At 64.5% G+C, this 13,928-nt stretch carries 14 protein-coding genes; 9 read left to right on the top strand and 5 right to left on the bottom strand.

Translation table 11 applies throughout. The annotated features are described in order from the left end of the window. Positions 1-22: 22 nt before the first annotated feature. Genes BJF89_RS13145 through rarD form a run of 3 tightly spaced genes read left to right on the top strand, consistent with a single transcriptional unit; the run spans position 23 to position 2,474 of the window. Positions 23-934 carry an RluA family pseudouridine synthase gene (locus BJF89_RS13145; protein ID WP_075815698.1) on the top strand — a complete coding sequence of 304 codons (912 nt, stop codon included), beginning with the start codon at positions 23-25 and terminating at the stop codon, positions 932-934. Next, positions 934-1,599, top strand: coding sequence for a hypothetical protein (locus BJF89_RS13140; RefSeq protein WP_075815544.1), 666 nt, complete (start codon positions 934-936; stop codon positions 1,597-1,599). The genes BJF89_RS13145 and BJF89_RS13140 overlap by 1 nt, the downstream gene beginning before the upstream one ends. Then, positions 1,596-2,474: an EamA family transporter RarD gene (rarD, locus tag BJF89_RS13135; RefSeq protein ID WP_075815542.1), complete on the top strand. Its 879-nt coding sequence runs from the start codon at positions 1,596-1,598 to the stop codon at positions 2,472-2,474. Before BJF89_RS13140 ends, rarD begins: the two co-directional genes overlap by 4 nt. On the opposite strand, the gene BJF89_RS13130 is transcribed toward rarD, so the two are convergent. Both BJF89_RS13130 and BJF89_RS13125 read right to left on the bottom strand, forming a co-directional pair. Beyond that, positions 2,471-3,778 carry a D-arabinono-1,4-lactone oxidase gene (locus BJF89_RS13130; protein ID WP_075815540.1) on the bottom strand — a complete coding sequence of 436 codons (1,308 nt, stop codon included), beginning with the start codon at positions 3,776-3,778 and terminating at the stop codon, positions 2,471-2,473. The genes rarD and BJF89_RS13130 overlap by 4 nt on opposite strands. Beyond that, positions 3,775-4,947 (bottom strand): amino acid deaminase/aldolase, encoded by a 1,173-nt coding sequence (locus tag BJF89_RS13125; RefSeq protein ID WP_255372650.1) that lies wholly within the window; start codon positions 4,945-4,947, stop codon positions 3,775-3,777. Before BJF89_RS13125 ends, BJF89_RS13130 begins: the two co-directional genes overlap by 4 nt. A 62-nt stretch (positions 4,948-5,009) precedes the next feature. Between BJF89_RS13125 and nadA the strand changes: the two genes are divergently transcribed. The 5 genes from nadA to BJF89_RS13105 all read left to right on the top strand — a co-directional run bounded on the left by nadA (position 5,010) and on the right by BJF89_RS13105 (position 8,147). After that, the gene (nadA, locus tag BJF89_RS13120; protein WP_075815536.1) at positions 5,010-6,092 is read left to right on the top strand and encodes a quinolinate synthase NadA; all 1,083 of its coding nucleotides are present in this window, start codon (positions 5,010-5,012) and stop codon (positions 6,090-6,092) included. After that, positions 6,089-7,012: a carboxylating nicotinate-nucleotide diphosphorylase gene (gene nadC, locus BJF89_RS13115; RefSeq protein ID WP_083650792.1), complete on the top strand. Its 924-nt coding sequence runs from the start codon at positions 6,089-6,091 to the stop codon at positions 7,010-7,012. The genes nadA and nadC overlap by 4 nt, the downstream gene beginning before the upstream one ends. A gap of 26 nt (positions 7,013-7,038) precedes the next feature. Continuing rightward, the gene (locus BJF89_RS13110; protein WP_139312055.1) at positions 7,039-7,470 is read left to right on the top strand and encodes a hypothetical protein; all 432 of its coding nucleotides are present in this window, start codon (positions 7,039-7,041) and stop codon (positions 7,468-7,470) included. A gap of 115 nt (positions 7,471-7,585) precedes the next feature. After that, positions 7,586-7,744, top strand: a complete 159-nt coding sequence (locus BJF89_RS18915) for a hypothetical protein (protein WP_158026069.1) — start codon at positions 7,586-7,588, stop codon at positions 7,742-7,744. Beyond that, positions 7,710-8,147, top strand: a complete 438-nt coding sequence (locus BJF89_RS13105) for a hypothetical protein (protein ID WP_158026068.1) — start codon at positions 7,710-7,712, stop codon at positions 8,145-8,147. Before BJF89_RS18915 ends, BJF89_RS13105 begins: the two co-directional genes overlap by 35 nt. Positions 8,148-8,339: 192 nt before the next feature. Here BJF89_RS13105 and BJF89_RS18660 read toward each other — a convergent pair whose 3' ends face one another. From BJF89_RS18660 to BJF89_RS13095, 3 genes are all read right to left on the bottom strand, one after another. Continuing rightward, positions 8,340-8,843, bottom strand: coding sequence for a hypothetical protein (locus BJF89_RS18660; protein WP_139312051.1), 504 nt, complete (start codon positions 8,841-8,843; stop codon positions 8,340-8,342). A gap of 116 nt (positions 8,844-8,959) precedes the next feature. After that, the gene (locus tag BJF89_RS13100; RefSeq protein ID WP_083650787.1) at positions 8,960-9,538 is read right to left on the bottom strand and encodes a hypothetical protein; all 579 of its coding nucleotides are present in this window, start codon (positions 9,536-9,538) and stop codon (positions 8,960-8,962) included. A gap of 29 nt (positions 9,539-9,567) precedes the next feature. Next, on the bottom strand, positions 9,568-10,308 hold the full coding sequence (locus BJF89_RS13095) for a DnaB-like helicase C-terminal domain-containing protein (protein ID WP_075815529.1): 741 nt from the start codon (positions 10,306-10,308) through the stop codon (positions 9,568-9,570). Positions 10,309-10,364: 56 nt separating this feature from the next. On the opposite strand from BJF89_RS13095, the gene dnaE reads away from it, so the two are divergent. After that, on the top strand, positions 10,365-13,928 hold the full coding sequence (gene dnaE, locus BJF89_RS13090) for a DNA polymerase III subunit alpha (RefSeq protein ID WP_075815527.1): 3,564 nt from the start codon (positions 10,365-10,367) through the stop codon (positions 13,926-13,928).

The raw sequence follows: 13,928 nt of genomic DNA, 5'->3' as shown, positions 1-13,928 counted from the left end.
AGGGCCCAGAGAGTCGCGCATGATGCCGGTGCCCGACGGGTTGGCGGGTATGCGCGTGGACGCCGGACTGTCGAAATTGCTTGGTCTGTCGCGCACTGTCGTCGCCGAGCTCGCCGAGGCAGGCGACGTCACGCAGGACAGTCGTCCGGCAGGGAAGTCGGACAGGCTGGTCGCCGGTGCATGGCTGGACGTCACGCTGCCCGAGCCCGAGCGGGATCTCGCCGACGAGCCCGCCGAACATGTCGACGGGATGGAGATTCTCTACGCCGACGACGACATCATCGCGGTGAACAAGCCGGTCGGGGTCGCCGCGCATCCGACCATCGGGTGGGAGGGGCCGACGGTAACCTCCGGCCTGGCGGCCGACGGCTTCCGCATCTCGACCTCCGGACCTCCGGAGCGCAAGGGTATCGTCCACCGGTTGGACGTCGGGACGTCCGGAGTGATGGTCGTCGCCGCCAGCGAGCGTGCCTACACCGTGCTCAAGCGGGCGTTCCGGGACCGCACCGTGGACAAGACCTACCACGCCCTGGTCCAGGGGCATCCGGACCCGACGGTGGGGACGATCGACGCACCGATCGCGCGGCACCCCGGTGCAGGCTGGAAGTTTGCGGTCCGTGAGGACGGCCGCCATGCCGTCACCCACTATGAGACCCTCGAGGCGTTCCGCCAGGCGACGCTGGTGAAAGTGCATCTGGAAACCGGCCGGACCCACCAGATCCGGGTCCATTTCTCGGCGCTGCACCATCCGTGCTGTGGGGACCCCATGTACGGCTCCGACCCGGCGCTCACCGAGTTCCTGGGGCTGGAGCGGCAGTGGCTCCATGCCGTCCACCTGGGATTCACCCACCCGAACGGCAGCTGGATGGACATCGAGTCACCGTACCCGGCGGATCTCAGCGAGGCTCTCGACCGCCTGCGGGAGGTGAACTGATGGCATCGGCCGGATCCCGTCCGTCCCGCAGGATCGCGCCGAACCGTAAGGTGCGTCGGCGGCGGGAATGGGAGGACACCCGCCGGCCCGCGTGGGTCATGTGGCTGTCGGTGGTGTGTCTGGTGTGCCTGGCGGTGACGGTTATCGCCCTGGCGAGTTCGGAGCGCATGTCCCGTCCCCAGGCGATCAACGGTGACGTCCTCGGGCCGGACAACAGCGAGACCGTGGACGAGTACCTCACCCGGGCCGCTGAATCGGTGCAGGATGCCGAGCCCCCCGACGCCGCCCGGTGGGCACTGATGTCTCCGGACGAACCGGCCGACCCGGATGAACTCGCGGAGATCTTCTCCGGCATGTCCGCGCTGCGGGTGTCCACCCTGTTGTCCGCGGAGTCGCGGTGGGAGATACCGGAGCCTGCGGACGGGCACCGGCGTGCGGACGTCTTCGCAGCCACCCGCGAACAGGTCGCGGCGAGCGCCGGGGTCGGCCTGGACGACCCGTCGCTCGACGTCCTCGGCGTTCTGGTCCACGGCACGCCCGCGGAGCTGCAGGAGCTCAGCGAGCGCCCCGGCGTCCTCGCCGTGGAGGCGTTGCCCCCGGACGCCGCGTACGGACGGTTCGGTTTGCGTCCGGTGACCGTGGCCGACCGGAAGGAGATCCGATGATCTGGGGCGTGCTCGCCTACCTGATGTGGGGGTTCTTCCCCGCGTTCTTCCCCCTGCTGCGCCCGGCGGTGCCGATGGAGATCCTGGCCCACCGTTTCGTGTGGACGCTGGCATTCGTCGTCGTGGTGATGGCGTGCACCACCGGTTTCCGGTGGGCGCGACGGATCCCGTTGTCGCTCTGGCTACGTATCACGGCGGCGGCTGTGCTCATCGCGGGAAACTGGGGACTGTACATCTACGCGGTCAACAACGACCATGTCGCCGACGCCGCACTGGGGTACTTCATCAACCCTCTGGTGAGTGTGTTGCTGGGGGTGCTGGTTCTGCGGGAGCGGCTGAGAACCCTGCAGTGGGTCTCCGTCGGCATCGCAGGGGTGGCCGTCGTGATCCTCACGGTGGCACTGGGCTCGCCACCGGTGGTGTCGCTCGGCCTGGCCCTGTCCTTCGCCGGTTACGGGCTGTTGAAGAAGCGGGTGCCGCTGACACCGCTGCAGTCGTTGACGGCGGAGACCGCGGTGCTCGCGCCCGTCGGGGTTCTGTTCCTCGCGTGGCTTCAGACCCAGGGGGAGAACACGATGGTCCAGGGCGGGCACGGGGTCGGTCACGCCCTGCTGCTGATCACCGCGGGTGCGATCACCGCGCTACCGTTGCTGTGCTTCGCCCGTGCCGCCCATGAACTGTCGTTGACCAGTCTGGGGATGCTGCAGTACCTCACTCCGGTGATGCAGATGCTCTGGGCCGTGCTGGTGGTCGGTGAGCACATTGAACCGGCCCGCTGGGTCGGGTTCGCCATCATCTGGGTGGCACTGCTGGTCTTCATCACCGACACACTGCTGCATACGCGCCGGACCAACCGGCTGAAGCGGCTCAGTTAGAGGTCGAAGACCCGGTCGACCATCGGGTTACGGAACATCCCCTCCGGGTCGACATGCCCCCGCAGGTCGGCGACGGCGCCCAGGTCGGGGTGGACGGCGGCCAGCCCGGCGTGGTCGAGGGTGTGGAGCTTGCCCCAGTGTGGACGTCCTCCGGCGGCGACCAGCACCGGCTCGACGACGGAGAAGAGCTCGCGGTAGTCGTCGCGGTGGTAACGGTGCACGGCAATGTAGCAGGACTGCCGGCCGTTGGCCGTCGAGAGCGGGACAGTGTCGGCTGCGGTGCAGCGGACCTCGACGGGGAACCCGACGGGTAGGCGTGAGGTGTCGATGACCCGGTGCACCTCGGCGAGGACCTCGGACGCGTCAGCGAGGGGGACGGCGTACTCCATCTCGTTGAAACGGACCCGGCGCGGAGAGACGAACACATTGTGCGCGGTGTCGGCGTACTCACGCTGCGCCAACGTCGCCGCGGCCAGACGGTTCATTGCACCGGTCGTGCGTGGTGCCAGGTGCATCAGCCCGCACATCGCCCCGAAGGCGGCGTTGCTGACCAGCTCGTCGTCGATGACCGACCGCCAGCGCGGCACCGGACCGGGCAGGCCGGCGGTGGCTGCCGCCCGTGGACTGTAGCGGGTGTTGGTCTTGACGTGCGCCACGTCGGTGCCGGGGAACCAGTAGTACTCCAGGTGGTCGACGTCTGAAGCGCGTGACGGGAAGTCACTGACCAGGGGAGCAAGAGGTTCGGCCTTCTCCACCGCGGACAGGACGAAAGACTCCACCACCGACATTGTGATCCGGGTGGTGATCCCCAACGCCCCCAGCGACACCCGCCCCAGGTCGAAGAGCGGATCACCGGGACCGACGTCGTGCACGGTGCCGTCCGCGGTGACGGTGCGCAGTCCACGGACCATCCCGGCGAACCCGGTCAATCCGATCCCGGTGCCGTGCGTGCCGGTGCTCACCGCGCCGGCCAGGGACTGTGGGTCCACGTCACCCTGATTCGCCAGCGCCAGTCCGTGGGGCTGCAGCAGAGCGGGTACGTCCCGCAACCGGGTCCCGGCGAGGAACGTGACCTCCATCGCCTCACTGTCGACCGAGACGATGCCACTGAGGTGGTCGAGGTTGACCAGGACACCGTCGGTCACCGCGACGGGTGTGAACGAGTGGCCGGCACCGACCGCCTTGACCCGCAGACCGTCCTCGGCGGCACGGACGACGACATCGACGACTCCGGCCTCGGTCGTCGGCTGGACGAAACGCGCCGGGTCGGCGGTCTGACCGCCGGACCAGTTGTGCCATCTCATGTGAAGATCCTTCCCTCACCCCGGTAGGTGGGCCATTCGTCGATGATGTCGCCGTCGCTGACGACGAGCACGGAGTCGGTGAACTCGGCCTGCTCACCGGCTTTGGCGTGACGGAACCAGACATGGTCACCGAGGTTCATCGCCGCCGCCACGTCGCCGCGCAAGGGCGTCTGCACTTCGCCGGCCCCCTCGGCGGACGTCAGGGACAGGCCCCGCGGGTAGTCGACGACCGGTACCCGGTCGGCTCCGGGAGGGCCCGAGGCGATACGTCCACCGCCGGCGACGGTGATGAAGTCCGGCGCGGGACGCCGGACGACCGGCAGGACAAACCACTCGGCCGACAGGGGGCGGAAAGAGGAGTAGTTGTCGAACAGGCCGGGCCCGACGACACCCGATCCCGCGCCGATCTCGGTGACGACCTCCTCGGCGACGGTCGACTCGATCGACCCTGTGCCACCGCCGTTGACGAACTCCAGTCCACCGTCGACGGCGCTGACGGCGGAGACAATGGCGGCACGCCGTCCCGCCAACTCCTTCGCCGAGATACGTTTGACCGCCGAGACCAGGGGTGAAGAGTCCGTGGTCCCGGCGATCTGCCCCTCATAGGCCATCAGCCCGACCAGGGTGAAACCGTCGCGGTCGCTGATGAGCTCGGTGAGAGCCCGGGCCTGCTCCACGGTATGCACCGGAGACCGTCGGGCGCCGAGATGGACGGGTCCGACAGTCAGGGAGGCGTCGATGTCGATACACACCCGCAGGTTCCCGCGTTCGGTCGGTGGGACGACAGCGTCGATGAAATCCAGGTGTTCCACCGAGTCGACCATCACCGTGATCGAGCGCAGGTAGTCTTCGCCGCACATCAACTGGTGGAGCAACTGGCGGTCGGCACTGGGGTAGGCGACGAGAATGTCGTCACTGACACCCTCGTCGGCCAACCACAGTGCCTCGCCGAGAGAGTAGGACAGCAACCCCTCGACGCCGTCGATCATCAACAGCCGTTGAATCAGTGGTCGGATGCGTACCGACTTCGTTGCCAGCCGGATCGGGGTGCCGGCCGCACGCCGGACCATGTCACCGGCATTGGCCAGCGCATTGTCCAGATCGAGGACGGAGAACGGGGCGTCGAGGTGCGCTACCGCCTCGCGCACCGCAGGTCGTGGAGTACTCACGAGGTTGAGGATACGTCGCGAAACCACCCGGCGTGCGGTGGTTTCGGATATCATCACCGGACATGACTGTGACGACTGTTGAACAATTCGGGAGTCCCCTGTTGGAGAGGGTCTTCCGCGCTCCGGGGCACACCGGCCCCGAGGGGGACATAGGACGGTGGGAGGGCATCGTCGGCGACGCGGAGTGGGCCGCGGAGATCCGTCGTCTCAAACAACTGCGCAACGCGGTGATCCTGGCCCACAACTACGAGCTTCCGGAGATCCAGGACATCGCCGACCACACCGGAGACTCCCTCGCCCTGTCACGGATCGCCGCGGAGACCGACGCCGAGGTCATCGTCTTCTGCGGTGTGCACTTCATGGCCGAGACCGCCAAGATCCTCTCCCCGGACAGGACCGTCCTGATCCCTGACGAGGACGCAGGATGCTCCCTGGCGGATTCCCTGACCGTAGAGGAACTCGCCGAGTGGAAGTCCGAACATCCCGACGCCCTGGTCGTCAGCTACATCAACACCACCGCCGCGGTGAAGGGACTCACCGACGTGTGCTGCACCAGTTCCAACGCCGTGGATGTGGTGGCCGGGTTGCCTGCCGACCGGGAGATCCTCTTCGGTCCCGACCAGTTCCTCGGTGCCCACGTCCGACGCCAGACAGGTCGGGACAACATCCATGTCTGGGCCGGGGAATGCCACGTCCACGCCGGAATCTCCGGTCCGGAGCTGGCGCGCCGTGCGGAGGAGAACCCTGACGCAGACCTCTTCATCCACCCGGAGTGCGGTTGCGCGAACTCCGCGATCTACCTGGCGGGCGAGGGGGTGATCGACCAGGGACGGGTCCACATGCTCTCCACCGGTGAGATGCTGACCTCGGCCCGCACAGCGTCCGAGGAGGGGCGGGGTAAGGTACTCGTCGCGACCGAGGTCGGCATGCTCCACCAGCTCAAAGGCGTGGCGCCGGACGTGGACTTCGCACCGGTCAACGAACGCGCGTCCTGCCCCTACATGAAGATGATCACCCCGGCGGCACTGCTGCGCTGCCTTGCGCTGGGCACTGACGAGGTCGATGTCGACGAGGACGTCGCCGACAAGGCCAGGCAGGCCGTCGAACGGATGATCTCGGTCGGCACACCGGGAGGGGGCGAGTGACCGCCACAGTTCCCGAGACCGACCTCGGTGCACTCGACGGCGACCCGACCCTGTTCTCTGCCCTGGCGTGGGCGGCACTGCAGGAGGACATCGCCTCCGGGGACGCCACGACCCTGGCCACCGTCCCGGAGGACCTGACCGGCAGCGGACGTCTGGTGGCGCGTCAGCACGGAGTCATCTCCGGCATCGACGCCGTCCAGGCGGTCCTGGAGGCAGGAGCGTCCTACCCCGTTCTCGGCGGCCGCGTGGAACTGCAGGAGCCGGTGCATAACGGCACACACGTCACCGAGGGCGCGGTCGTGGGAACCCTGAACGGTCCGGTGCGGGCGATCCTGCAGCTGGAACGCACCGTGCTCAACGTATTGTCCCACGCCTCAGGTGTGGCGACGCACACCGCCGCATGGGTGGAGGCTGTTTCTCCTCCTTCTTCTACTACTTGTCCGGGAGCAGGAACTGTCGTGCGGGACTCCCGTAAGACGCTGCCGGGACTGCGGCTGCTGCAGAAGCGGGCTGTCGTGCACGGAGGGGGGACCCCACACCGCTACAACCTCTCCGACCAGGCCATGGTCAAGGACAACCACGTCGTCGCGGGTGGGGGAGTCGTCGCCGCCTACCTGGCGGTCCGAGCGGACAACCCGGCACTGTGGTGCGAGGTCGAAGTCGATGACCTGGACCAGTTGCGCGCGGTACTGGCGGTGGACGTGCCGCCACAGCAGGTGCTGCTGGACAACTTCGCGGTACCGGACACTGTGGCAGCGGTGCGGATGCGCGACGAGACCGCGCCGGGTGTGCTGCTGGAGTCGTCCGGTGGTCTGACTCTGGACGTCGCCGGCGAGTATGCCGCGGCCGGGGTGGATTCGCTGGCCGTGGGGGCGTTGACCCATTCGGTGACGGCGTTGGACATCGGGTTGGACCTGTGATGTACGAGATGAGGATGTCACGGGTGATGGCTGTCATCCCGGTGGTGGTGATGGTTCCTTCTGTGATGGTGGTGGCCGTCACCGGGTCGTGGGCGGCGATGGGCGTAATGGTGGTGGTCTTCGCGGTGCTGCTGTGGGGTGTGTTCGGCATGAAGATCCGGGTCGACGTGGGGGAGGACGCCGTGAGGTTCACCGCGCCGTTCTACCGGCTGGACGTGCCTCTCGAGCGAATCGACCGTGTCGAGCTGCTGCGAGACAACGGCCTGAACCCGGGCTTGGTGAATTGGCCGGTTGTGGGGCGTACCGAATCACCCGCAGGGGTGCGGCTAAACCTCGGTGGATCGGCCGCCCTGCGGGTCACATTAGGTGACGGGGCACAGAAGATCACCACGGTGTTTCGTGATACGGCGACGGCGCAGGCGTGTGCCCGGGACCTTGAGGACGCGCGGGGCCAGTGATCTGCGGTTTCTCTGCCTAACCGCCGTTTTGTCGCCTTTCTAACCGTCGTTTCGTCGGATGCCGGTGAAACGAACCGGTGTCATGTTCGACGGGGACAATAGGAGGTGCTTCACAATGAAGAACCACACAACCTCGAAGCACGGAATCATGACACCTGTCCTCGCGGCGGACTCCGTCGGCACCGTCACCGAGACCCCGACCCGCACCGTGGAGGTGACAGCCCCTCCGGAGGTTCCCGGTGACACGCCCGGCGAGGTCATCGCCCCCCGGTGAGGAGACCGAAACCTATTTCTCGACTGAGGGTCAGGAAGGCGGAGTCGCGGGTCTCGGCCCGGACATGGAGCCGGTCGTCGTGCGGGAACAGCCTGCGGCCGACGTCACCGCGGACTACGCCGACATCCCGGCGTCCTCCGGGGCGCGGGGCCTGGTGGCTGCCGTGGCGGAGCAAGCGACCCGCGGCATGGGGGACTGGATCCTGGAAACCACCCCGGACTACGCCGGCGAGCCCTTCTACCGGGCCGACGTCACCGGCATGCAGGATGACGCCCAGGCCGGTGAACGCCTGTTCATCACTGTCCGGGAAGACGTCGGGGAGAACGGGCGAGAATACACCATCGACACCGTGGAACGCACTCTGCTCTGCCATCGCGGGGTGAGCGGCGGACTGTGCCTGTGAGTTCTACACTTCGGCAAGTCTCCGGACCCAAGCGGCCATGCCCGGCGTGATGAAGTGCAGGCCACCGGAATCATGTAGGGATAGGTCAAGCAGGAAATCCACATGGGGTGGCCCGGATTTTCGGCGGGTCTTGGGAGAGCTTCGCGAGCGCCGGGCGCCGAATGCGACCCTGCGGGAAGCCATTCTGCACGCTCAAGGTAGTCGGGCAGGCTGCCACCGAGGTCTTCCCCCCCAAGAACGGGGAAGGGCGGACATCATGACGACAAGCGGACGGTTCTCTGGAGCGATTTCTTGGAGTATGCTGCCGAGTTCGTCCATCTCAGACGAGGTGGTGTGGTGCTGATTATCGAGGGAAACTAGCAGTCCGACTACTTGACGTTCGGCGCTTTCCACGGTGGTGCGCAATTGGTCACAGAGCGTCGTCGTCAGAACATTTTCGTCACACGCGAGGCTGACGCGACGAGAAGGGGGCTCTTCGACGACCTTCAGTTGTGTGATGAGCGTGGCGATGAGGTTTCTCGGAGTAACGTCAATATGAAAAGTTGTCCAGTCGGAGTTCCTTCTTGCAGTTTCAGAAATCTGCTTGATAACGACAATCTTTCCGATGCTCCGAGGATCGATAAGAAAGAGAGGTCGAGGCGTGCGGCCATCGTAGGTGGCAATAGTCAACAACTCCCCGGCGGCGTCGTATGGCACTGCGTCCAGTTGAAAACGGGGCATCTGGCTGGCAAACGGAGTGTATGGGTCGGTTGGGGCTATGGCGGAGGGGCGAGCATTTAATATATTTCCATATATAACGATAGAGGGGCCAACTACTGCCCCCCGAGGTCGAATAAGGCGACGTCGACATCTCGTGCGATCCAGGATTTGGCATGTGCGGAATTTACCTGGCTACGAATGTCCTCGAGGGTCTGGATGTATCGTCCATAGTGGCCCTGTCCCTTTTTTACTGATATGTTCAACTTCTTGAGGCCGGATTCTGCGCGTCGGTCGTAGACAGCCATTCTCTTGGGTGCGGCGGCATAAAGAAGAGCAGAAGCCAATGCGTCGCCGCTTTTGAAACCAGGAAGCTGACTTAGTTCGCTGCGTGCCGAAGTGGCGGACTTGGCGGGGTTATTGTGCTCATCATTTGCCAGTCGTACCACGGTTCTGGTTACTGCGCGGACCTCTTCATCGCTCAGTATCATCAGCTTCCGTACCCATGGTGTGGCCGCAGTAATGCGCTTCCAAAACAGTAGTGCACCAACATCGATCTTCCCAATTGATTTATTTATTTCGATATTTTCACAAACTTGATTGAAAACTTCGTCATAATGCTTGGAATTGTTACTGACATAGCTACTGTGAGAATTTATGAGTGCTGCGATGGCTTCATCGGAGATGCTCTGCATTGTGTTGGATATTTCTATTCTTAATTTATCTAACTCTGACCTAACGGTACAAAACTCGAGCGAAACAACTGGTGCTGCATGGTGATCCTGGCAATTGGACCCATACGGTTCTTAACGACGTGAATATCTGCCTCGCCCGCTCTCTCATGGTCCCAGTCTGTCGTGTCTGGGCGCTCTAAGCGCAGGACTATGTCCGCTTCCTCCATCAATGCGTCGACATGCGGGGAATTATCGCGGACCCGTGTTGAGACTAGCACGGGCATCTCTGCCTCGAGGGCATATTTCTTGAAGGCCCGCGCGACGGTGAACGGTGATGCGTCGGCGTCCACGAGATCGATGCAGTCCACAGCGAGAATCTGATGCTGCTCCTGGTAGAACGTCAGGGGCAGGTCAGTGATGCTGAACGAGGTACGGGAATCGACCGCCAATGTGCCCTGATTCATCAGAGCTTTCGCCTCCGCCAGTGTGGCAGCCGACGGCTCCCGGTTGAGGTTGCCAGTCGCTGGGTGGCCCACAGAATGCAGTCGGATCCCGGACTCCCCACTCAGCAGGCGTTGGCGGATGTCGGAATCCGTCATCTCCAGGGAGATCAGGTGCGTGCTGCATCCGTGCCGGAAGGCGGCATGGCGGAGGAACTGGAGCAGTAGCGTAGTCTTTCCTGCCCCTGGGGCGGAGGCGACGACGATGAGGTGCCCGGGACGCATACCGCCGGTGACGTCATCGAGTTCAGGCAGGCCGAAGGGTACCGATATAGGTGGGGCAGGGTGCATGGTGCCGATGTTAGCGGCGGATTGTCTGGTGTCGTTCCGACGGTAGACTGTTCCGCATGAAGAAGTCCTCCTTCGTCCACCTGCACAATCACACCGAGTACTCCATGCTCGACGGGATGGCGAAGGTGGACCTGCTCGCCGAAGAGGTTTCGCGCCAGGGGATGCCCGCGGTCGGCATGACCGATCACGGCAACATGTTCGGTTCCGACGCCTTCTACCGCGCGATGACCGGTGCCGGCATCAAGCCCATTATCGGCATCGAGTGCTACATGGCACCCGAGTCCCGCCTCATCAAGGACCGCGTCAAATGGGGTGAGCCGGAGCAGAAGCGCGATGACGTCGCCGGCGGCGGCTATTACCTGCACCAGACAATGATGGCGGAGAACGCCACCGGCCTACGTAACCTTTTCCGGCTGTCGTCCCTGGCGAGCTATGAGGGACAGGTCTCGAAGTACCCGCGTATGGACGCCGAGATCGTCGCCGAGCATGCGGAGGGCATCATCGCGACCACCGGCTGTCCGTCGGGCGACGTCCAGACCCGCCTGCGACTCGGCCAGTTCGACAAGGCTCTCGAGGCCGCCGCGATGTGGCAGGACATCTACGGCAAGGACAACTACTTCCTCGAGCTGATGGACCACGGTCTGGAGATCGAGAAGCGGGTCCGCGACGAACTGCTGGAGATCGGCCGGAAACTCGACCTGCCCCCGCTGGTCACCAACGACTGCCACTACGTCCTGCAGAAGCAGGCCAAGCCGCACGAGGTCATGCTGTGCGTGCAGACCGGTGCCACCATGGACGAACCGACCCTCGATGAAGGTGGGCGCCGGTTCGCGTTCTCCGGCGACGGTTACTACATCAAACCGGCCGAGGAGCTGCGCAAGTACTGGGACCCGATCGTCCCGGACGGGTGTGACAACACTCTCTGGATCGCTGAGCGCGTCCAGGACTACGGCGAGTTGTGGGAGGAGCACACCCATGACCGCATGCCGAAGTACGACGTACCCGAAGGACACACCCCCACCACCTGGCTCCGGAGTGAGGTTCACGACGGACTCAAGGAGCGCTTCCACGGCGGGGAGGTCCCGAAGGAGTACATCGACCGTGCCGAGTACGAGATCGACGTGATCGACATGAAGGGCTACCCGTCCTACTTCCTCGTCGTCGCCGACCTGATCAAGCATGCCCGGTCCATCGGCATCCGTGTGGGGCCGGGGCGTGGCTCGGCCGCCGGCGCCCTGGTCGCCTATGCGCTGACCATCACCAACATCGATCCCATCGACCACGGCCTGATGTTCGAGCGGTTCCTCAACCCGGAGCGTCCCTCGGCACCGGATATCGACATCGACTTCGACGACCGTCGTCGTGGCGAGATGATCCGCTACGCCGCCGACAACTGGGGTCAGGACAAGGTCGCCCAGGTGATCACCTTCGGCACGGTGAAGACCAAGCAGGCGCTGAAGGACGCCGCCCGTGCCCACCATGGACAGCCCGGCTTCCAGATCGCTGACCGGATCACCAAGACGCTGCCACCGGCCCAGGCGGCCAAGGACATTCCCCTGTCCGGAATCATGGATCCCAACCATGACCGGTATCAGGAGGCTGCGGAGATCCGCACCCTCATCGAGACCGATCCGGTCGTCAAGGAGATCTACGACGACGCACTCGGCCTGGAAGGCGTCGTCCGTCAGGCCGGTGTGCACGCGTGTGCGGTGATCATGGCGTCCGTGCCCCTGCTGGACCACATCCCGATGTGGAAGCGTCAGCAGGACGGTGCGATCATCACCGGATGGCCCTACCCCGCGTGTGAGGCCATCGGGCTGCTGAAGATGGACTTCCTGGGGTTGCGCAACCTCACCGTCATCGGCGACTGCATCGAGAACATCAAGAAGAACCGGGACGAGGACCTGGATCTCGAGGGCCTGACCACCGATGATCCGCAGTCATACGAGCTGCTGGCCCGTGGTGACACGCTCGGCATCTTCCAGCTCGACTCCGGTGGAATGCAGGAGCTGCTGAAGCGGATGAAGCCGACCGGCTTCAACGACATCGTCGCGGCGCTCGCACTGTACCGGCCGGGACCGATGGGTGTCGGTGCGCACTGGGACTACGCCGACCGTAAGAACGGGCGCAAGCCCATCGAACCGATCCACCCCGAGCTGGCCGAGGCGCTCGAGGAGATCCTGGAAGAGACCTACGGTCTTATCGTGTACCAGGAGCAGATCATGAGGATCTCGCAGAAGGTCGCGAACTACACCGCAGGTCAGGCCGATGGTTTCCGTAAGGCCATGGGTAAGAAGAAGCCGGAGGTCCTGGCCAAGGAGTTCGAGAACTTCGAGGCGGGGATGAAGGAGAACGGGTTCTCCGACGAGGCGATCAAGACACTCTGGGACACCATCCTCCCGTTCGCCGGATACGCGTTCAACAAGTCCCACGCCGCAGGTTACGGCCTGGTCAGTTTCTGGACCGCCTATCTCAAGGAGCACTACACCGCCGAGTACATGGCTGCCCTGCTGACCTCCGTGGCCGACAAGAAGGACAAGTCCGCGATCTACCTCGCCGACTGCCGTCACCTGGGGATCAAGGTGTTGTCGCCAGACGTCAACGAATCTGACTACACGTTTAAGCCCGTGGGCCAGGACATCCGTTTCGGCCTGGGTGCAGTCCGTAACGTGGGTGAGGACGTCGTCGACTCGATCGTGGCGACACGTAAGGAGAAGGGGGCCTTCGACGACTTCTCCGACTACCTCGACAAGATCGACGCCACGGCCTGCAACAAGCGGGTCACGGAATCTCTCATCAAGGCAGGTGCCTTCGACTCTCTCGAGCACCCCCGCAAGGGCCTGATGCTGGTATTCGAGGACGCCGTGGATTCGGTCACCTCCACCAAGAAGGCGGCGGCGCGTGGACAGTACGACCTGTTCTCCGGGCTCGACGCGGTGGAGGACGACGCCTTCAAGGTGGATGTCCCCGACCAACACTGGGAACGCAAGCATGAACTCACGCTGGAAAGGGAGATGCTCGGTCTCTACGTGTCGGGGCACCCCCTCGACGGATTCGAGGCCTCCCTGGATTCGCAGATCGACACGCCGTTGACCACCGTGATCTCCGGTGAGCTGCCGGACAAGCGCACGATCAAGGTCGGCGGGATCATCTCCAGCGTGGACCGTCGCGTGGACAAGAAGGGCAATCCCTGGGCCATCGTCACGATCGAGGACCAGCACGGTGCCCAGATCGAACTGTTGTGTTTCTCCCGGACCTATTCAATGGTCGCGCCGATGATCGCCGAGGACAACATCATCCTCGCCCAGGCCGAGGTGAGCATCAGGGATGACCGCACGAGCCTGTTCTGCAATGACCTCAAGCTCGCGGAGCTCTCCGTCGGTGCGGGTGCCGGGGTCCCGCTGAGACTGCGGATGCGCATCGACCAGTGCACCCCCGACAACATGGACCGCCTCAAGGGCGTGCTCCACAACAACCGCGGTGACTCCGACGTCTACCTCACGCTCACCGACGGCACCGAAGAGCTGCAGTACATGCTGCCTCCGGATCTCCGGGTGGCGCGCACGTCGTCGTTGATGGGCGACCTCAAGGCGTCGACATGGGCCGGCGTCCTCGGGTGA

Source organism: Corynebacterium sp. CNJ-954 (genome assembly GCF_001942345.1).
GTDB lineage: Bacteria > Actinomycetota > Actinomycetes > Mycobacteriales > Mycobacteriaceae > Corynebacterium.
This window is presented reverse-complemented; position numbering and strand designations above follow the sequence as displayed.

What these genes read in the sequence shown, in the direction of transcription:
- BJF89_RS18915 (WP_158026069.1), top strand. Translation starts at nt 7,586, where the DNA reads ATGAAGAACCACACAACCTCGAAGCACGGAATCATGACACCTGTCCTC.
- rarD (WP_075815542.1), top strand. Translation starts at nt 1,596, where the DNA reads ATGATCTGGGGCGTGCTCGCCTACCTGATGTGGGGGTTCTTCCCCGCG.
- BJF89_RS13100 (WP_083650787.1), bottom strand. Translation starts at nt 9,538, where the DNA reads ATGCAGAGCATCTCCGATGAAGCCATCGCAGCACTCATAAATTCTCAC.
- BJF89_RS13140 (WP_075815544.1), top strand. Translation starts at nt 934, where the DNA reads ATGGCATCGGCCGGATCCCGTCCGTCCCGCAGGATCGCGCCGAACCGT.
- BJF89_RS13110 (WP_139312055.1), top strand. Translation starts at nt 7,039, where the DNA reads ATGGCTGTCATCCCGGTGGTGGTGATGGTTCCTTCTGTGATGGTGGTG.
- BJF89_RS13145 (WP_075815698.1), top strand. Translation starts at nt 23, where the DNA reads ATGCCGGTGCCCGACGGGTTGGCGGGTATGCGCGTGGACGCCGGACTG.
- nadA (WP_075815536.1), top strand. Translation starts at nt 5,010, where the DNA reads ATGACTGTGACGACTGTTGAACAATTCGGGAGTCCCCTGTTGGAGAGG.
- BJF89_RS13130 (WP_075815540.1), bottom strand. Translation starts at nt 3,778, where the DNA reads ATGAGATGGCACAACTGGTCCGGCGGTCAGACCGCCGACCCGGCGCGT.
- dnaE (WP_075815527.1), top strand. Translation starts at nt 10,365, where the DNA reads ATGAAGAAGTCCTCCTTCGTCCACCTGCACAATCACACCGAGTACTCC.
- BJF89_RS13095 (WP_075815529.1), bottom strand. Translation starts at nt 10,308, where the DNA reads ATGCACCCTGCCCCACCTATATCGGTACCCTTCGGCCTGCCTGAACTC.